The organism is Burkholderia sp. LAS2, from assembly GCF_018417615.1.
In the GTDB taxonomy this organism is placed as follows: Bacteria; Pseudomonadota; Gammaproteobacteria; order Burkholderiales; family Burkholderiaceae; genus Burkholderia; species Burkholderia sola.
In genome coordinates this window covers 1,945,706-1,964,168 of record NZ_CP071052.1, presented here as the reverse complement: position 1 = coordinate 1,964,168, position 18,463 = coordinate 1,945,706, and the positions used below count along the sequence as shown (strand labels likewise).

General features: G+C 68.3%; 14 protein-coding genes and 1 pseudogene. 3 read left to right on the top strand and 12 right to left on the bottom strand.

The window, feature by feature from the left end; genetic code table 11:
- Nucleotides 1–185: 185 nt before the first annotated feature.
- Nucleotides 186–3,053, top strand: a complete 2,868-nt coding sequence (locus JYG37_RS09155; RefSeq protein ID WP_050017560.1) for a valine--tRNA ligase — start codon at nt 186–188, stop codon at nt 3,051–3,053.
- Nucleotides 3,054–3,140: 87 nt separating this feature from the next.
- Nucleotides 3,141–4,025, top strand: a complete 885-nt coding sequence (gene galU, locus JYG37_RS09150) for a UTP--glucose-1-phosphate uridylyltransferase GalU (RefSeq protein ID WP_050017561.1) — start codon at nt 3,141–3,143, stop codon at nt 4,023–4,025.
- 52 nt (nt 4,026–4,077) lie between these two features.
- Here galU and JYG37_RS09145 read toward each other — a convergent pair whose 3' ends face one another.
- The 7 genes from JYG37_RS09145 to JYG37_RS09115 form a co-directional block, all read right to left on the bottom strand.
- Nucleotides 4,078–4,692, bottom strand: coding sequence for a DUF4136 domain-containing protein (locus JYG37_RS09145; RefSeq protein WP_050017562.1), 615 nt, complete (start codon nt 4,690–4,692; stop codon nt 4,078–4,080).
- A 37-nt stretch (nt 4,693–4,729) separates the two neighbouring features.
- Nucleotides 4,730–7,117 (bottom strand): CHASE2 domain-containing protein, encoded by a 2,388-nt coding sequence (locus JYG37_RS09140; RefSeq protein WP_050017564.1) that lies wholly within the window; start codon nt 7,115–7,117, stop codon nt 4,730–4,732.
- A gap of 10 nt (nt 7,118–7,127) precedes the next feature.
- Nucleotides 7,128–8,489, bottom strand: coding sequence for a FecR family protein (locus JYG37_RS09135; RefSeq protein WP_050017565.1), 1,362 nt, complete (start codon nt 8,487–8,489; stop codon nt 7,128–7,130).
- Nucleotides 8,486–9,190, bottom strand: a complete 705-nt coding sequence (locus JYG37_RS09130; protein WP_006490421.1) for a response regulator transcription factor — start codon at nt 9,188–9,190, stop codon at nt 8,486–8,488. The genes JYG37_RS09135 and JYG37_RS09130 overlap by 4 nt, the downstream gene beginning before the upstream one ends.
- 267 nt (nt 9,191–9,457) lie before the next feature.
- Nucleotides 9,458–9,922: a peptidase gene (locus JYG37_RS09125; protein WP_089488370.1), complete on the bottom strand. Its 465-nt coding sequence runs from the start codon at nt 9,920–9,922 to the stop codon at nt 9,458–9,460.
- 254 nt (nt 9,923–10,176) lie between these two features.
- Nucleotides 10,177–10,404 (bottom strand): sulfurtransferase TusA family protein, encoded by a 228-nt coding sequence (locus JYG37_RS09120; protein ID WP_006402122.1) that lies wholly within the window; start codon nt 10,402–10,404, stop codon nt 10,177–10,179.
- Between the two features lie 117 nt (nt 10,405–10,521).
- Nucleotides 10,522–11,457 (bottom strand): LysR family transcriptional regulator, encoded by a 936-nt coding sequence (locus JYG37_RS09115; protein WP_050017569.1) that lies wholly within the window; start codon nt 11,455–11,457, stop codon nt 10,522–10,524.
- A gap of 110 nt (nt 11,458–11,567) precedes the next feature.
- Between JYG37_RS09115 and JYG37_RS09110 the strand changes: the two genes are divergently transcribed.
- The gene (locus JYG37_RS09110; RefSeq protein ID WP_050017570.1) at nt 11,568–13,088 is read left to right on the top strand and encodes a CoA-acylating methylmalonate-semialdehyde dehydrogenase; all 1,521 of its coding nucleotides are present in this window, start codon (nt 11,568–11,570) and stop codon (nt 13,086–13,088) included.
- Nucleotides 13,089–13,145: 57 nt separating this feature from the next.
- Here JYG37_RS09110 and JYG37_RS09105 read toward each other — a convergent pair whose 3' ends face one another.
- The 5 genes and pseudogenes from JYG37_RS09105 to JYG37_RS09085 all read right to left on the bottom strand — a co-directional run bounded on the left by JYG37_RS09105 (nt 13,146) and on the right by JYG37_RS09085 (nt 18,462).
- Nucleotides 13,146–14,030, bottom strand: a complete 885-nt coding sequence (locus JYG37_RS09105; protein ID WP_050017572.1) for a MurR/RpiR family transcriptional regulator — start codon at nt 14,028–14,030, stop codon at nt 13,146–13,148.
- Nucleotides 14,031–14,303: 273 nt separating this feature from the next.
- Complete coding sequence (locus tag JYG37_RS09100) at nt 14,304–15,476, bottom strand: Gfo/Idh/MocA family protein (protein WP_213346037.1); 1,173 nt, start codon at nt 15,474–15,476, stop codon at nt 14,304–14,306.
- Between the two features lie 29 nt (nt 15,477–15,505).
- Nucleotides 15,506–16,432: a TIM barrel protein gene (locus JYG37_RS09095; protein WP_124631709.1), complete on the bottom strand. Its 927-nt coding sequence runs from the start codon at nt 16,430–16,432 to the stop codon at nt 15,506–15,508.
- Between the two features lie 39 nt (nt 16,433–16,471).
- A complete protein-coding gene (gene iolG / locus JYG37_RS09090) occupies nt 16,472–17,485 on the bottom strand; it encodes a bifunctional inositol 2-dehydrogenase/D-chiro-inositol 1-dehydrogenase (RefSeq protein WP_124631708.1) in 1,014 nt (337 codons plus the stop codon).
- A 70-nt stretch (nt 17,486–17,555) separates the two neighbouring features.
- Nucleotides 17,556–18,462 (bottom strand): annotated as a pseudogene (locus JYG37_RS09085) (sugar phosphate isomerase/epimerase family protein).
- Nucleotide 18,463 lies beyond the last annotated feature (1 nt).

Genomic DNA, 18,463 nt, shown 5'->3' with positions numbered 1-18,463 from the left:
TGCGGCAGCAAGCCCTCGCCGACTCAAACCCGCAGCCTGACCCGCAAGTTAACCGTCCCAACACGCGTCAGCAATTGGACACGTGCGAACCTGACTGTAAGCCGCGAACGGCTCCGCTCGACGCCCGGCGACTTATAATGTGCGGTTCAAGTCTCCAACAAGCATTTTTCGGCAAATTTCCAACCATGAGCGACAACACGCTGGCGAAGAGCTTCGAACCCCACACCATCGAGTCCCAATGGGGGCCGGAGTGGGAAAAACGCGGCTACGCCGCCCCGGCATTCGATCCGTCCCGCCCCGATTTCGCGATCCAGTTGCCGCCGCCGAACGTGACGGGCACGCTACACATGGGCCACGCGTTCAACCAGACGATCATGGACGGCCTCGCCCGCTATCACCGGATGCTCGGCGAGAACACGCTGTGGGTGCCCGGCACCGACCACGCGGGGATCGCCACGCAGATCGTCGTCGAGCGCCAGCTCGACGCGCAGGGCGTGTCGCGCCACGACCTCGGCCGCGAGAAGTTCGTCGAGCGCGTGTGGGAATGGAAGCAGAAATCCGGTTCGACGATCACGGACCAGGTGCGCCGCCTCGGCGCGTCGACCGACTGGTCGCGCGAATACTTCACGATGGACGACAAGATGTCGGCCGCCGTGCGCGACGTGTTCGTCACGCTGTATGAACAAGGGCTGATCTACCGCGGCAAGCGCCTCGTCAACTGGGATCCGGTGCTGCTCACCGCCGTGTCGGATCTCGAAGTCGTCAGCGAGGAAGAAAACGGCCACCTGTGGCACATCCGCTACCCGCTCGTCGACGGCTCGGGCTCGCTGACGGTCGCCACCACGCGTCCCGAGACGATGCTCGGCGACGTCGCGCTGATGGTCCATCCGGAAGACGAACGCTACGCGCACCTGATCGGCAAGCTCGTCACGCTGCCGCTGACGGGCCGCGAGATTCCGGTGATCGCCGACGACTACGTCGACCGCGAATTCGGCACCGGCGTCGTGAAGGTCACGCCCGCGCACGACTTCAACGACTACCAGGTCGGCCTGCGCCACAAGCTCGCGCCGATCGAGATCCTGACGCTCGACGCGAAGATCAACGACAACGGCCCCGAACAGTATCGCGGCCTTGACCGCTTCGACGCGCGCAAGGCGATCGTCGCCGACCTCGACGCGCAAGGCTTCCTCGACTCCGTGAAGCCGCACAAGCTGATGGTGCCGCGCGGCGACCGCACGGGCGTCGTGATCGAGCCGCTGCTGACCGACCAGTGGTTCGTCGCGATGACGAAGCCGGCGCCGGAAGGCACGTTCCATCCTGGCAAGTCGATCACCGAGGTATCGCTCGACGTCGTGCGCGACGGCCAGATCAAGTTCGTCCCGGAAAACTGGACGACCACCTACTACCAGTGGCTCGAGAACATCCAGGACTGGTGCATCTCGCGCCAGCTGTGGTGGGGCCACCAAATCCCCGCGTGGTACGGCGAGAACGGCGAGGTGTTCGTCGCCCGCAACGAGGAAGACGCACGCGCGCAGGCCGCGGCAAAGGGCTACACGGGGGCGCTCAAGCGCGACGAAGACGTGCTCGACACGTGGTTCTCGTCGGCGCTCGTGCCGTTCTCGTCGCTCGGCTGGCCGAACGAAACGCCCGAACTGAAGCACTTCCTGCCGTCGTCGGTGCTGGTCACCGGCTTCGACATCATCTTCTTCTGGGTCGCCCGGATGGTGATGATGACCACGCACTTCACCGGCAAGGTGCCGTTCCATACCGTCTACATGCACGGCCTCGTGCGCGACGCGGAAGGCCAGAAGATGTCGAAGAGCAAGGGCAACACGCTCGACCCGATCGACATCGTCGACGGCATCGACCTCGAGGCGCTGGTCGCGAAGCGCACGACGGGCCTGATGAACCCGAAGCAGGCCGCGACGATCGAGAAGAAGACGCGCAAGGAATTCCCGGACGGCATCCCCGCGTTCGGCACCGACGCGCTGCGCTTCACGATGGCGTCGATGGCAACGCTCGGCCGCAACGTGAACTTCGACCTCGCGCGCTGCGAAGGTTATCGCAACTTCTGCAACAAGCTGTGGAACGCGACGCGCTTCGTGCTGATGAACTGCGAAGGCCACGACTGCGGCGCCGACAAGCCGGAAGTGTGCGGCGCGGGCGACTGCGGCCCCGGCGGCTACCTCGACTTCTCGGCGGCCGATCGCTGGATCGTGTCGCTCTTGCAGCGCACCGAAGCCGACATCGCAAAGGGTTTCGCCGATTACCGCTTCGACAACATCGCGAGCAGCATCTACAAGTTCGTGTGGGACGAGTACTGCGACTGGTATCTGGAGCTCGCGAAGGTGCAGATCCAGAACGGCACGCCGGAACAACAGCGCGCGACGCGCCGCACGCTGCTGCGCGTGCTCGAAACGGTGCTGCGCCTCGCACACCCGGTCATCCCGTTCATCACCGAGGCGCTCTGGCAAAAGGTCGCGCCGCTCGCCGGCCGCTATCCGCAAGGCAAGGCCGAGGGCGAAGCGTCGCTGATGACGCAGGCGTATCCGGTCGCGAACCTGCAGAAGCTCGACGAGGCGTCCGAACAGTGGGCGGCCGACCTGAAGGCGATCGTCGACGCGTGCCGCAACCTGCGCGGCGAGATGAACCTGTCGCCGGCCACCAAGGTGCCGCTGCTGGCCGCCGGCGACGCCGAGCGCCTGCGCTCGTTCGCGCCGTACGTGCAGGCGCTCGCGCGCCTGTCGGACGTGCAGATCCTCGCGGACGAAGCGGCGCTCGACCGGCAAGCGCACGGCGCGCCGATCGCGATCGTCGGCCCGAACAAGCTGGTGCTGAAGGTGGAGATCGACGTCGCGGCCGAACGCGAGCGCCTGTCGAAGGAAATCACGCGCCTGACGGGCGAGATCGCCAAATGCAACGCGAAGCTCGGCAACGAGGCGTTCGTCGCGAAAGCGCCGCCGGCCGTGGTCGAACAGGAGCAGAAACGCGTCGCGGAATTCCAGAGCACGCTCGACAAACTGCGTGCGCAGCTCGATCGGTTGCCTGCGTAACAAACGGTAAGGTCATTTGCGTTCAATATAATGCGAACGTGAACATAGACCGTCTGACAAGTCGATTACAGGAATAAAGGTTCGATCATGTTGAAAGTCACCAAGGCGGTATTCCCCGTGGCCGGCCTCGGCACGCGGTTCCTGCCGGCAACGAAGGCGAGCCCGAAGGAAATGCTGCCCGTCGTCGACAAGCCGCTGATCCAGTACGCGGTCGAGGAAGCGATCGCGGCGGGCATCACCGAGATGATCTTCGTGACCGGGCGCAGCAAGCGCGCGATCGAGGACCACTTCGACAAGTCGTACGAAGTCGAGGCCGAGCTCGAGGCGCGCGGCAAGGAAAAGCTGCTCGAACTCGTGCGCAGCATCAAGCCGAGCCATGTCGACTGCTTCTACGTGCGCCAGCCGGAAGCGCTCGGCCTCGGCCACGCGGTGCTGTGTGCGGAAAAGCTGGTCGCCGACAACCCGTTCGCGGTGATCCTCGCGGACGACCTGCTCGACGGCAACCCGCCGGTGATGAAGCAGATGGTCGACGTGTTCGACCACTATCACAGCTCGGTGATCGGCGTCGAAGAGATCCCGCCGTCGGAGACGAAGTCGTACGGGATCGTCGACGGCAAGGAATGGGAAGAGTCGATCGTCAAGATGTCGGCGATCGTCGAGAAGCCGGCGCCGGAAGTCGCGCCGTCGAACCTCGGCGTGGTCGGCCGCTACATCCTGAAGCCGCGGATCTTCGAGCATCTGCGTGCGCTGAAGCCGGGCGCGGGCGGCGAACTGCAGCTCACCGACGCGATCCAGGCGCTGCTCGCCGACGAACAGGTGCTGGCCTACAAGTATCAGGGCACGCGCTACGACTGCGGCAGCAAGCTCGGCTACCTGAAGGCGACGGTCGAATTCGCGCTGCGCCACCCGGAAGTCGGTGCGGAGTTCGAAACGTACCTGCGCACGCGCGACGGCGGACAACCGACCGTCTGAACGCGGCAAGGGCCCGCCCGGCGGGCCCGCCCTCACCTCGCGGCCAGCGCTGTCAGTGCGCGTCGGCCGGCTTCACCGAGACGACGCCCGGCATGCCGCCCGCGTCGTCTTTTTTCGTCTTGACGAGCCAGCCGCTGCCGTCGCCGAACGGCACCTTCGCCAGCGCGCTCTTCACGAGCGCCGGCGCGGCCTGCTGCGTGCCCGGATCGCGGTCGCGCAGCGACGCCGACACGCGATAGACGTCGGCGCCCGATTTCGCATCGACGAAGCGCAGCGTCAGCACGTGACGGTACACGCGGCCCATGAACGGCAGCGCGAACGGCGCGGGCCCGTCGACCGTCACGCATGCGCTGCTCGCCGCGCCGCAGCCGGCGGCGCTCGCCGCGACCGCCGCCGGCTGCGTCGCATACGCGATCGACAACCGGTAGCGCGCGTCCTTGAGCGGCTGCGCATCGAAGCCGCGGCGCGCGAGTTCGTCGCGCACGAGCGTCTCGATCTGCCGATACTCGGCGTCGCCCGCCTGCGCAGCCGTCCGCACGAAATCGTAGCCGTGCGCCCCCGATGCAAATGCATTCGGCTGCCCGAGCGCACTCACGCCGCTCGTCACGCCCGCGCAACCCGTCAACAGCGACGCCGCCAGCACGGTCGCCGCCCATTGCTTTCTCATGGCTTTCCCCAAATACCTGCCGTCGCGCCCGGCCCTGTCAGGCGGACGGCTCGTCGATCGCGGGCAGCGACACCGTCACCGCGGTGCCGACACCCACTTCGCTGTCGACCGACACGCTGCCCCCATGGCGCGTGACGACCGTCTTCACGAATGCCATGCCGAGCCCGGAGCCCGAGATTTCGGGCCGCTCGCCGGCATGGAATCGCTTGAAACGCTCGAACAGATGCCGCTGATCTTCCGGCGCAATGCCGTATCCCTGATCGCGAATCGTACAGAACATCCGCTTCGATGCGTGCTCGACCGTCAGCGTACACGTGATCACCGTGTCGGACGGACTGTATTTGACCGCGTTGTTCAGCAGGTTCACGAATGCGCGCGTGATCAGCGAGCGGTCCGCGCGCACCCAGCACATGTCGGCGCCCACGTCGGTCTCGACGCGGATGTGCTTCGCCTGCGCCTGCGGCCACACCTCGTCGCTCGCGTCGATCAGCACGTCGACGAGGCTCGTCACCTCGAGCTGGTACGCCTGCGACTCCGCGCGCGCCAGTTGCACGAACTCGTCGGCGAGCGACAGCGCGCGGTGCGCATAGCGCTCGATCCGCGCGAGCAACCCACGCATCGCGTCGCTGTCGACGCGGTCGCGCTCGATCTCGACCAGCGCGAGAATCGACGACTGCGGCGAGCGCATGTCGTGCGACAGCAGGTGCAGCGCTTCCTCGCGATGCCGTTCGGCCGCGTGCAGCTCGGTCACGTCGACGAGGCCGGCGATCCAGCCCGTCACGCGCCCTTGCGCGTTCGTACACGCCGCGTAGCGTAGCAGATGGTCGAGCCCGTCGCGATCGCGCACCTCGATACCGCGCGCCATCGCGTCGTGCTCGGCCTCGAGCGTCGGGTCGAGCGCGGCCGGCCAGCGCTCGCGGATCGCCGCGTCGTGCTCGGCGTTGCCGTCGACGGTCTTCATGAACGTCAGCTCGCCGAGCGCCGTGCGCAGCGGCCGCCCTTCCGGCAGCGGCAGCGCGAGCCGCGACCCGTAGCGTTTCGCCGCGTGGTTCGCGATCAGCACGGTGCCGGCGAGATCGGTCACGAAGATCGGCTCGGGCATACTGTCGAGGCTGTCCCACACGAAGCGTTTCATATCCTGCACGCGCTGCGCGGCCTGCGCCATCAGCGCCATCTGCCGCTCCAGCACGTCGCCGCCGACGCTGCGCGTACGCGGCGCCTCGGGCAGCAGGTGCGGCTCGTCGGCGAGCTTCTGCAGCTCGCGGCGCAGGTACGACATCGTCATTTCCAGCCGCCGCCAGTTCCAGATCGGGTAGACGGCGATCAGCCCGAAGATCGCGGGCGCCGGCGTCAGCCAGATGCGCGCCTCAAACAGCAGCGCCAGGCTCGCGACGACGGCGAGCGCGGCGAGGCTCAGCGTCAGCAGCAGCGCACGCCACGGCGACAGCATCAGGAAGCCGCCCAGCAACACGGCGAGCGGCAGCAGCGACGCGACGAACAGCCCCAGGGGCGACGCGGGCGAGATCGCACTGCCGGTCGCCAGCATGTCGAGCACGTTCGCATGGATGTACACGCCGGCGAGCGGGCCGAATTCGCCGGACACCGGCGTCGCGAAGCGATCGTACAGCCCGGACGCCGTCACGCCGACGACGACGATCTTGCCGCGCAGCGCGTCGGGCTTCACGCGCCCTTCGAGCACGTCGTCGAACGACAGCGTCGGATACGCGGGCGTGTTGCGGCTGAACGGAATCAGGTAGCGGCCGTCGCCCGCCGCATCGCGCGACAGGTCGTGCGCGTTCGCGCCGGGCACGCCGCCGACCGGATGCAGCCGGCCGGCCTGGATCGCACGATAGACGGGCACCATCAATTGCGGCCAGCGCACGCGGCCGTCGCTTTCGAACAGCGCGACGCTGCGCACGATGCCGTCGCGATCGACTTCGAGATTGATATGGCCGAGCCCCGTCGCGCGCGCCGCGAGCGCGGCGACCGGCGGATCGACGGAACGCGTGCCGTCCGCCTGCTCGGGGCTCAGCAGCACCGGCAGGAAGGTCGGCACGCGGCTCATCGCGTCCGCGAACGCGCGATCCTCGGGCGACGGTTCGGTAAACAGCACGTCGTAGACGACGGCGGCCGGCTGCGCGCGCGCGAGCGTGTCGAGCAGCCGCGCATGCACGTCGCGCGGCCACGGCCAGCGGCCGAGCGCGGACACGCTCTGGTTGTCGATGTCGACGACCACCACGTCGGGCGACAGCGGCAGGCTGCGCAGCATCAGCAGCCGGTCGTAGATCAGCCCGTCGACGCTCGACGACAGGCGGCCGAGCGCGCACGCGAGGATCACCGCGACCCCGAGGCAGCCGATCGCGATCCATTCGATCAGGAAGCGGCGGCCGAGGTGCCGCCGTGTGGAAACGGAATCGGGTTTCATGCGCCGCGGGTCAGCGCGACAACGTGAACGCGCTGACCGGACTGGTCTTCTCGTAGAACTTGCCGCCTTCGAATTCCTCGACGGTCACCGCCCAGAAATAGTCGCCCGGCGGCAGGTGCGCGACGGTGATCTGGCGCGCGTGCAGGCCGACCTGATCGACGACCGGCGCGCTCAGGTCCTTCGAGCGCGACAGCACGAACCGGTAACGCGCGTTCTTGCCCGCCCCGTTCGGCGACCAGCGGAACTCGTAACCGCCGGCGCCCGGCGACGCGCTCGCGTCGAGCCCCATCACGCGGCGTTCGAACGCATAGGTGCGCGGCAGCCCCTCGAGGCCGTTCGCATCGATCGCGGCGATCCGCACGAAGTAGTTGCCGTTCGGCACGTCGCGGAACACCGCGCGCGGCGAATCGGTGCGTGTCTCGCGGAACAGGTCCATCAGCCCCGCATCGTGCGCGAGCTGCACGCGGTACGCATGCGCTTGCTCGAGCGGCGCGATGTCGAACGCGACGCCGGGCTCGTCCTGCACCTTGTCGGGATGCTCGAGCGCGGGTGCGCCCAGCAGCGCGATCGGCGCGCCGACCGCACCCGACGACGTCGCGACGCTGCCGAAGTTCGCATGCACGAGCGTCGCGCCGGCCGGCTTGCGGCCGCCCGCGACGCCGACGGTGCCGTCGAGCACTTCGACGCGCGTCGACGCCGTGCCGGCCGCGTCGTAGTTCACGCGAAAGCGCGTGCCGCGCACGCCGGCGACGACCGACGGCGAGCGGATCTGGAAGCGGTCGTCGCGTTTCTTCAGGTGGGTGACTTCGCTGTCGACCGAGCCGCGCGTGAGTTCGAACTCGCGATCGAGCGTGCCGGTCAGCACCGTGCGGCGCAGCGACTTCAGGTCGAGCTGGCTGTCGGGCGGCAGGCTCATGTGCGTGCCGTCGGTCAGTTCGATCGTCACGAAGCCGTTCGGACCGGTACGCACGCGGTCGCCTTCGGCGAGCGTCGCATCGTTCGCGAGCGGCGCGAAGGCGGCGCCGGACGCGCGCTCGGCCGTGCCCTGCACCGCGATCACGCGTGCGGTGAGCTTTTCCTTGCGCAGGCGCGCGACCGGCAGCTTCAGCGCGATGCCGGGCTGCAGGCGCTTCGGCGCCGGCACGCCGTTGATCTGCTGGAGCAGTTGCCAGTCGTCCACGCCCTGCAGGTAGCGCGCGGCGACGTCGTACAGCGTGTCGCCCGCCTGCGTGCGATAGACGACCGTCTTGCCCGCGGCGGCGGGCGGCTGCGCCGCGGCCTGCTGCGCGGCGAACGCGAATGCGACCGCGCAGGCCGCGCGCAGCGCCGCCGTGCACAGGCCCGCCGTGCGCCGCGTGATGCGCGCGGTCACTCCGGTTCCCCCTGGCCGACCCGTTCGAGCCGGTAGCCGTATCCGTAGATCGGCGCGAGACGGTAGCCGTTTTCGGGCCGCAGGCCGAGCTTGGTGCGCAGCATCGAAATGTGCGTATCCATCGTGCGCGACGGAATGTCGGTCGCCTGCTTCCATACGAGGTCGAGAATGTGCGCGCGCGACAGCGGCCGGTCGAGATGCTGGAACAGCAGCAGCGCGAGCTCGAATTCCTTTTGCGTGAGACTCACAGCCTTGTCGCCGACGTACGCCTGCTTCAGGTTCACGTCGAAACGGAACTGGTCGAACTCGCGGACGGTGGCCTCGGCATTGACCGGATACGCGCGGCGCAGCAGCGAACCGATACGTGCGCGCAGGATCGGGCCCGACACGGGCTTGACCACATAATCGTCGGCGCCGGCGTTGAGGATCTGCGTGATTCCCGCCTCGTCGTCGCGGCTCGTCATGAAGATGATCGGCAGGCTGTGCTCGGTCTGGTTCGCCCGCACCCACTTGAGCACTTCCTCGCCGGACATGTCGGGCACGTTCCAGTCGAGCACCAGCAGGTCGAACGTCTCGCGCTGCAGGCGCTTCTTCAGGGCCTTGCCTTCCTTGAACGCATAGCACGTATGGCCGACGGCCGTCAGCGTTTGACTGACGAAATCCGTCTGGGCCGGATCGTCATCCAGTACAGCAATTCTCATAGCACCCCGCAAATCGAAGTCGACTCGTCCACTCGGCTCCCGCGCCTGCCCCGGCCGCGCCACCTGTGCGCGGCGTCCGGATACCGGCCGGCGAGCCGTCGTTCGCCGCTCGCGCCTCCTGCGCAAGCCGGCGACCCCGGCTAAATATCTCAAAAACGGGGCACGGACGAACCGGCGATTTCATCATAGTAGTATGAAATTCGCCAAGAAATTGCGCGGACTATCGCCCTTTCTTCGAATAATCCTTTCTCTTGCGCAACCGGACGCCTATTCGGCGCCCGCGATGCCGGCCACCGGCTCGGCGAAATCATCCGTCGGCATGCGCGGCGACGGCCGCTGCGGCGACGGCGGTTGCGCCAACACGGGCTGCCCCAGCACGGGCTGCCCCAGCATCCGCTGCAACTGGTCGCGCACGCGCTCCCACGCGCCAGCCGCGTAGTCGGGCTGGCCCGCCGCCCATGCCTGCGCCAGATCGAACACGCGTTCGATCGTCGCACCGCAGTAGGTCGGGCCCGCGCCGTCGTCCCGCGCGGCGTCGCGCAGCCGTTCGTCCAGCCATTCGGCCAGCCACGGCATCTCGGCCGCGGCCGAATCCGCATAGGCCTCCAGCGCGGCACGCGCGTGGCGGTCCTGTTGCGGATCGAGCTCGATCCGGCTCAATTCCGAGGTGCGCACGGGCGCGATGCTTTCCGCTCCGGACGGACTTCGAAGGGTCCCTGGTCTGAAGGACATGTCCTCTCCCCGTTGTACGACGGTAGCGTCAGGCATGGCCCCCGAGCCCGCCGTGCGACGTACCGTGGCCGGCGCCTCCGCTGGGAGCGGACGACCGGCCGGGTCAGTATACGCAGCCGGTCGCGCAACGAGGTTTAAGAATTGTCAGAGAAGTGTGGCCAGCGCTTTCCAATGGAACAGGCGCCTGGGCAAGGGCACCGGGCCAGGGACAGCCGGCGAGGCGCCCGGCGCGGCGGGACACGTGATGCGCGCCTTCAGCGGCGGCGCATCAGGAATACGAAGGTCTTGTCCTGGGTCGTCGATTCGACGATCTCGTTGCCCGTCTGCTTCGCGAACGCGGCGAAATCGCGCTGCGAGCCCGGATCGGTCGCGAGCACCTTGAGGATCTGCCCGCTTTCCATATCGGCAAGCGCTTTCTTGGCACGCAGGATCGGCAACGGGCAATTGAGCCCGCGCGCGTCCACTTCCTTGTGAATCTGCATCGGCTGTCGACCTTCGAATGACGCGCCATACGTGGCGCGGGAGGAAGCGGCGATTTTACCGCAGCGCCGCCGCGCTTGCCCGGGCCGCCCACGGCCAGGCGCCCGCCGGCACCCGACTCACGCGCCGGAGAAGCCGCCCGCGAGCCGTTCGCGCAGGTGCCGCACGAGCGCGCGCACCGCACTCGGGACGACCGGGCTGTACGGGCGGATCGCGAAAATGTGGTCGCCGAACGCGCCCGACGGCCGCCAGCCGTCGAGCAGCGCGACGAGCCGGCCGGCGTCGAGATCGCGCCGCGCGCTGAAATCGGGCAGCAGCGCGATGCCGAGCCCGCCGAGCGCGGCCTCGCGCATCGCCTCGCTGTTGTTCGCCGCGAAACTGCCGCGCACCGGCACGCTCACGCGCTCGCGGCGGCGGCCGTCCGGCTCGAAGCTCCACGCGGCCGGCTCGTGCTCGCGCAGATAGCACAGGCAGCTGTGATCGACGAGCTCGCTCGGGTGGCGCGGCGCGCCGCGCGCGTCGAGATAGTCGCGGCTCGCGACCAGCAGCGAACGCGTGTCGCACAGCTTCCACGCGACGTGGGTCTGCGGCGCGGTGGTCGTATGGCGGATCGCGAGATCGAAGCCCTCCTGCGTCAGCGAATGCAGGCGGTCCGACAGGTCGAGCTCGATCTGCACGCCCGGATGCTGGCGCAGGAAATCGGGCAGGTGCGGCACGACCTGCTGGCGCCCGAGCGCGACCGGCACCGTCAGGCGCAGCAGCCCGCGCGGCTCGCCGGCGAGATCCTTCACGCGCGCGAAATGCTGGCCGATCGACTCGAACGCATCGCGCGTGCTGTCGACGAGCGTCTGGCCCGCATCGGTGAGCCGCACGCTGCGCGTGGTGCGGCGCACGAGCGGCACGCCGGCCGCCTTTTCGAGATCGGCGATGCGCTGGCTCATCGCGGCCTTGCTGATGCCGAGCCGCTGCGCGGCGGCCGTGAAACTGCCGGCCGCGGCCAGCACCGTCAGCGAATGGATATGCGGCCAGAGCGCCTGGACATTTTGCTGATTCATCCAGTGATTATTCAGAATTCTGAACAGTGAATCAAGCTGCGCGGTCTTCTCCCGCCCCGCCGCTTTGCCTAGACTTGGTTCCGTTCACCCCCTACTCCCAGGAGACGCGCATGACCACGGTTCCCGCCTACACGTCCGACGCCGACGTCGGCCACTACATCGACGGCGCGCCCGTCGCCGGCCGCAGCGGCCGCTTCCAGGACGTGCTCAACCCGTCGCTCGGCCGCGCGGTGCGCCGCGTCGCGCTCGCCGGCAACGACGAAGTCGAGCGGGCCGTCGCGTCCGCCCACGCCGCGTTCCCGGACTGGGCCGCGACGCCGCCGATCCGCCGCGCGCGCGTGCTGCACCGCTTCCTGCAACTGATGAACGAGCACCGCGACACGCTGGCTGCGATCATCACGGCCGAGCACGGCAAGGTGTTCTCCGACGCGCAGGGCGAAGTCGCGCGCGGCATCGACATCGTCGAATTCGCGTGCGGCGTGCCGCAACTGCTGAAGGGCGACTTCACCGACCAGGTCAGCACCGGCATCGACAACTGGACGATGCGCCAGCCGCTCGGCGTCGTCGCGGGCATCACGCCGTTCAACTTCCCGTGCATGGTGCCGTGCTGGATGTTCCCGGTCGCGATCGCGACGGGCAACACGTTCGTGCTGAAGCCGAGCGAGCGCGACCCGTCGGCCGCGCTGTTCATCGCCGACCTGCTCACGCAGGCCGGCCTCCCGGCCGGCGTGTTCAACGTCGTGCAGGGCGACAAGGGCGCGGTCGATGCGCTGCTCGACCACCCGGACGTGCAGGCCGTCAGCTTCGTCGGCTCGACGCCGATCGCGGCCTACGTGCAGCAGCGCGCGGTGCAGTCGGGCAAGCGCGTGCAAGCGCTGGGCGGCGCGAAGAACCATCTCGTCGTGATGCCCGACGCGAACATCGAGCAGGCGGTCGATGCGCTGATTGGCGCCGCGTACGGCTCGGCCGGCGAGCGCTGCATGGCGATCAGCATCGCGGTACTGGTCGGCGACGTGGCCGACAGGATCGTGCCGGCGGTCGCCGAGCGCGCGCGCAAGCTGGTGATCGGCGACGGGATGTCGCCGGAAGTCGAGATGGGCCCGATCGTCACCGGCGAAGCGCTCAAGCGCATCGAAGGCTATATCGAGCAAGGCGTGAACGAAGGCGCGCAACTGGTGGTCGACGGCCGCGGGCTGCGCGTGCCGGGCCGCGAGGCCGGCTTCTTCACCGGCGGCACGCTGTTCGATCACGTCACGCCCGACATGCGGATCTACAAGGAAGAAATCTTCGGGCCGGTGCTCGGCTGCGTGCGCGTGAAGGATTTCGGCGAAGCGGTCGACCTGATCAATGCGCACGAGTTCGGCAACGGCGTGTCGTGCTTCACGAGCGACGGCGGGATCGCGCGCGAATTCGCGCGGCGCATCCAGGTCGGGATGGTCGGCATCAACGTGCCGATCCCGGTACCGATGGCATGGCACGGCTTCGGCGGCTGGAAGAAGAGCCTGTTCGGCGACATGCACGCGTACGGCGAGGAAGGCGTGCGCTTCTACACGCGCCAGAAGTCTGTGATGCAGCGCTGGTCGTCGAGCATCGGCAAGGGCGCCGAATTCGCGATGCCGACCGCGAAGTAAGCCGGCCGGTGCGCCGCCCGTCGATCCGTTCGGCGGGCGGCGCGCCGGTAGCCGAGATCAACCGGCCTTCGTGCCGTGCGCGCCGTCGGCGGTCGGCAGGTACGACAGCTCGAGCCGGTACGCGAGCGCGACGAACAGGCTCTGCGCAAGGCCCATCGTCGCCGTCAGCGCGCGAAAGCCGAACGTCGCGCTGTCCTGCACCATCAGCGTCACTTCCGCCTCCCGCGCGAGCGGGCTCATCCGGCTGTCGGTGATCGCGATCAGCCGCGCACCGCGCTGCGCGGCCTGCTGCGCGACCTGTACCGTCTCGTCCGCGTACGGCATGAACGAGATCACGATCATCACGTCGCCTTCGCGCACCGATCGGATCTGCCCGAGATGCATGCTGCCGAGCGCGCTGAACAGCCCGATGCGCTTGTCGGTGTGCTGCAGCGCATAGTCCAGATACACGGCGATCGGAAACGCGCGCCGCGACCCGGCGATCCAGATCGCCTGCGTATCGGCGAGCAGGTCGACCGCCTGCGCGAGCGCCTGCGAGTCGAGCGTCTGCCGCAACTGCTGCATCCCGGCAATGCTGCCCTTGATGAATTCGTCGGCGATCTGTTCGGGTTGCAGGCTCGACGAACCCGATTCGATCACGTCGCGCACGCGCAGGTTGTACGCACGGCCCGGCGCGATCTGCTGCGCGAGCCCTTCACGGAACAGCCGCTGCATCTCGGAGAACCCGGAGAAGCCGAAGTGCTTCGCGAAGCGCACGACGGCCGACGGCTGGACGCCGCAGGCTTCCGCGAGCGACTGGATGCCCTCCAGCCCAAGCTGGTCCCGATGCGTTTCCACGTGGCGCGCGATCACCTTCAGGCGATTGCTGAGGCCGTCGTACTCCTGCGTCAGGTGCTGCAGGAACGCCTCGACGGTGGCGGGAGGTTTCTCGGATGAACTCATCGGATAGCGCGAAGTTGACGGCCCCGGTGCGCGCGCGTGGCTGGCCGGCGCGGCCCGGGGCTCGACTGGATACATGCATGAAGGGCGAATTTAATCACGTTTGCGGCACGGCCCGCGCCGCCTGCTCGCTCCCACGCGCTCGATCATCGCTTGCATACGCTCCACGGCAAGACTGGGAGCGATTGTCCAACGCGTTCGCGGCGGCGTAAAGATCAGGGTGTGTACCGAGGCCGGCCGTCGCGACGAAGCGCGGCGCAGCCGGCCCGCCTCCGTTCAGCGATAGTCGACCCACACGCCGCCCGCGTCGGCCGAACGCACGCAGTTCTCGACCCAGCGCACGCCTTCGACGCCCGCGTGCACGTCCGGAATACGGATCGCCTTCACCGCCGCGGCGTCGCCGCGATCGGCCGCGTCCATCGCGAGCGCGAAGCGCGCGTAGAGATTCGACCATGCGTCGAACAGCCCTTCCGGATGCCCGGCGCCGATGCGGTCTTCGCGCAATGCGTGCGGATGCAGGTACGGCATTCCGCGATCGAGCACCTGTGCGGGCTGCCCCTGGACTTCGTAGCGCAACTGGTTCGGGTGTTCATCCCACCATTCGATGCTCGCCTTCGAACCGATCACGCGCACCTTCTGCCCGTGCATCGAGCCGGCGTTCACCGCGCTCGACCACACGTAGCCGATCGCGCCGGTGTCGTATTCCATGATCGTGAACGCGTTGTCCTCGAGCGGCGCGCGGCTCTTCACGAAACTCTGCCGCGAACACATCAGCCGCTTGATCTTCAGTTCCGGCGCCATCACCTCGGAGATATACAGCGGATGCGTGCCGATGTCGCCGAGCACGTAGCTCGGGCCCGCGAACTTCGGATCGACGCGCCAGCGCGCGGCCGCGCTCGCGGCCTCGACGCCCTCGCTGTGAAAGCCGTGCGCGAACTGCATCTGCACGATGCGGATCTCGCCGAGGTCGCCGCGCGCGATCATCTCGCGCGCCTGCTCGATCATCTGGTGTCCGGAATAACCGTACGCGACGCCGACGATCCGGTTCTTCTCGACCGACAGCCGCTGCAGCGCCTCGGCTTCCTCGGTCGTGAAGCACAGCGGCTTCTCGCAGACCACGTGCAGCCCCGCGTTCAGCGCGGCGCGGCAGATCTCGAAGTGCGTGTTGTTCGGCGTCGCGATCGATACCGCGCGGATGCCGTCCGGCCGCCGCGCCTCCGCGTCGAACATCGTCGCGTAGTCGGGATAGCAGCGCTCGGCCGCGACGCCGAGCTTCACGCCGAACTGCCGGCCGCGTTCGGGATCGATATCGAATGCGCCCGCAACCAGCTGGAAGCTGCCGTCGCGCAGCGCGGCCGACCGGTGGCTGTAGCCGATCTGGCTGCCGAGCCCGCCGCCGACCATGCCCCAGCGAATCGAATGTCCAAGCAGAATCTGTCCGTCAATCATGATGGTGTTCCTGGTGCGGGTTCAGAGGGTCATGCAAAACCGGCCGACGCGAGAAACGCGCGGCTCGCGGCGACGTCGCGCAGGCTCGTGCCGGCGTTGCGCGGGTCGCGTTCCTGTTCGATCGTGATGGTGCCGGCGTAGCCGATGTCGGCGAGCGCGTGGCGGATCGCCGGGTAGTCGAGCACGCCGGTGCCGATCGGGCACATCACGCCGCGCGCGCAAGCCGCGAAAAACGCGATGTGCTCGCCCATCACCGCGTCGTACACGGCCGCGTCGATATCCTTGAAATGCACGTAGTCGAGCCGCGCTGCGTGGCGGCGCAACCACGTTTCGGGGTCCATGCCCGAGTAATGCAGGTGGCCGGTGTCGAGGCACAGGCCCGCCGTGTCGGCCGGAATATCGGCGACGATCCGGTCGATCTCGTCCGCGAACTCGATGTACCCGCCCGCATGCGGATGGATCACCGCGCGCACGCCGAACTCGTCGCGCGCGATCGTCGCGATCTGCCGGATATGGCCGACCATCCGCGCCCAGCGCGCGTCGGACAGCCGCGGCGCGCGATCGCCGTGGCCGGCCGCGTAATCGCGCTCCTCGTGGCCCCAGTCCATCACGACCAGGTACGGCGCCGCGTAGCGCTGGCCGTCCTGCGTCGGCAGCTTCGGCAGCCGCGTAATCAGCGCGCAGATGTCGCGGGTCTGGCGCAGCAGGTTCGGCAGTTTCTCCGGCGACACGAGATCGTCGAAGATCGTGCCGGCCGTGATGCTCAGGCGCTGTCGCTCAAGTTCGGCGCTCACCACGTCGAGGTCGAGCGGGATGTAGCCGTACGGCCCGAGCTCGATGCCCGAGTAGCCGGCCTGCGCGGCCTCGGCCAGCACGTGCCGCCATGGCGGCAGATGCGGGTTCTTCACGTCGTCGACGCCCCAGCAGCACGGCGCGCAGCCAATCTTCATCGTCATGTCGGTCGGTCCGGCAAGCAGGCGGCGAACGGCCGCGGGTCAGCCGCGATAGAACGCGGGACGGTCGGCCATCGCGATCGGCTCGACCGCGCCGCTCTGCTGCGCCCGCACGCACGCGTCGGCCCCGACCGCCGCCGCGTAGCCGTCCCATGCGGACGGGCCAGTGAGCGCGCCCTGCCGCACGCCGTCGATGAATGCCTGCAGCTCGACGTCGTACGACGCGATGAAGCGCTCCTTCCAGTCGGTCATGATCTCGACCGACTGCCGCGCCGCATGCTTGAGCCCGACGGCCGGCGGATCGGGCAGCTTCGCGATGCCCTGCTCGCCGACCACCTCGCACTGGATGTCGTAGCCGTACTGGCAGTTCACGAAGATCTCGACGTCGATGCGCACGCCGCTCGCGGTTTCGAGCAGCACGATCTGCGGATCGGCGAGATGCGCGCCCGCATGGCGCGTCTTCTTCGGATAGACGACCTGCGCGCTCGTGTAATCCTCGCCGAGCAGCCAGCGCAGCACGTCGAGTTCGTGGATCAGCGTGTCGGTGATCGCCATGTCGGTCGTGTAGCGCTCGCCGACCGACTGGTTGCGGTGCGCGCAATGCAGCATCAGCGGCGCGCCGATCTGGCCGCTGTCGATCACGCGCTTGAGCGCGCGATAGCCTTCGTCGTACGGGCGCATGAAGCCGACCTGCACGAGCCGCTTGCCGTGCGCGACTTCGGCTTCGACGATCCGCATGCAGCCGTCGGCCGTGACGGCCAGCGGCTTCTCGCAGAACACCGGCTTGCCGTGCGCGATCGCGTCGAGCACGAACGCTTCGTGGGTCGGCCCCCACGACGTGACGAGCACGGCCTGCACGTCGGCGGCCGCGACCACTTCGTGGCCGTCGCCGTAGATCTCGGCGTCGAGCCCATACTTCGTCACCGCGTCGCGCGCCTGCTGCGGATCGATGTCGTTGACGGCCACGACGCGCGCACCGGACAGCGTGCGGGTCAGTCTGCGGATGTGGTCCTGGCCGATCGCGCCGCAGCCGATCACGCCGATTTGCAAGGTCATGCAGTTCTCTCCAGTCGTTCGTTCATCAGCGGCGCGGCCCATGCCGCGCCGGTCAACAATCGGTCATCGGTCAACGCGCCGCGCGATCGAAATGGCGATCGACGTAGCGCTGGATCGCGTCGCGCATATAGCGCGACGACGCTTCCGCGCGGTCTTCCCACGCGAACACGCACGACGACAGCACGCCGTCGAAGCCGGCGGCGCCGAGTGCGCGGAAAAACACGTCCCAGTCGATCTCGCCCTGCCCGATGTCGAGATGCTGGTGCACGCGGATCTGGTTCGAGCCGGGCGGGTTCACGATGTAGCGCAGCTGGCTGCTCTTGCGGTGGTCGAAGGTATCGGCCACGCGCACGTGCGCGAGGATCGGCGCGGCGGCCGCGATCATCGCGGCCATGTCGTCGCCGTAGTAGAACGTATGCGGCGCGATATACGACAGCTTCAGCGACGGCGAACCGAGGTTCGTGACGATGTCGATCGCAGGCTGCAACTGCTCGATCCAGTCCTCCGGATGCGGCTCGACCGACAGCACGATGCGCTCGCGCTCGAGGATCGGCAGCAGCACGTCCATCGACCGAAACCACGCGGCCTCGCACAGCGCCTGAGGGTTCGCGCCCGGCCGCTCGCCGACCGAGCGCTCCGGCGACGCGCCCGAACTCGGACACCATCAGCGGACACTCCATCTCGACCGCCACCTCGATCGCCTTCTTCCAGCAGCGCACGGCCCATTGCCGCTCGTCGTCGAACGGGCTCGCCCAGCGGTACATCGGTTGCAGCGACGCGAGACCGACGCCGCTCGCGCGCATCGCGTGGCGGAACGCGGCCATCCGCTCACGGGTCGCGCGCGGCATCACCCACCAGTCGAGAAAGTCGCCGCGCGGCGACAGCTCGATCTGGTCGTAGCCGAGCTCGGCCACCGCGTGCGGCAGCCGGTCGAGCGGCAGGTGGCGAATCATGTAGGGGTCCAGCGCGATCTTCATC

Coding starts and splice junctions, on each gene's coding strand:
- galU (WP_050017561.1), top strand. CDS start 3,141: ATGTTGAAAGTCACCAAGGCGGTATTCCCCGTGGCCGGCCTCGGCACG.
- JYG37_RS09145 (WP_050017562.1), bottom strand. CDS start 4,692: ATGAGAAAGCAATGGGCGGCGACCGTGCTGGCGGCGTCGCTGTTGACG.
- JYG37_RS09105 (WP_050017572.1), bottom strand. CDS start 14,030: ATGAGTTCATCCGAGAAACCTCCCGCCACCGTCGAGGCGTTCCTGCAG.
- JYG37_RS09095 (WP_124631709.1), bottom strand. CDS start 16,432: ATGACGATGAAGATTGGCTGCGCGCCGTGCTGCTGGGGCGTCGACGAC.
- JYG37_RS09155 (WP_050017560.1), top strand. CDS start 186: ATGAGCGACAACACGCTGGCGAAGAGCTTCGAACCCCACACCATCGAG.
- JYG37_RS09140 (WP_050017564.1), bottom strand. CDS start 7,117: ATGAAACCCGATTCCGTTTCCACACGGCGGCACCTCGGCCGCCGCTTC.
- JYG37_RS09130 (WP_006490421.1), bottom strand. CDS start 9,190: ATGAGAATTGCTGTACTGGATGACGATCCGGCCCAGACGGATTTCGTC.
- JYG37_RS09125 (WP_089488370.1), bottom strand. CDS start 9,922: ATGTCCTTCAGACCAGGGACCCTTCGAAGTCCGTCCGGAGCGGAAAGC.
- JYG37_RS09120 (WP_006402122.1), bottom strand. CDS start 10,404: ATGCAGATTCACAAGGAAGTGGACGCGCGCGGGCTCAATTGCCCGTTG.
- JYG37_RS09100 (WP_213346037.1), bottom strand. CDS start 15,476: ATGATTGACGGACAGATTCTGCTTGGACATTCGATTCGCTGGGGCATG.
- iolG (WP_124631708.1), bottom strand. CDS start 17,485: ATGACCTTGCAAATCGGCGTGATCGGCTGCGGCGCGATCGGCCAGGAC.
- JYG37_RS09115 (WP_050017569.1), bottom strand. CDS start 11,457: ATGAATCAGCAAAATGTCCAGGCGCTCTGGCCGCATATCCATTCGCTG.
- JYG37_RS09110 (WP_050017570.1), top strand. CDS start 11,568: ATGACCACGGTTCCCGCCTACACGTCCGACGCCGACGTCGGCCACTAC.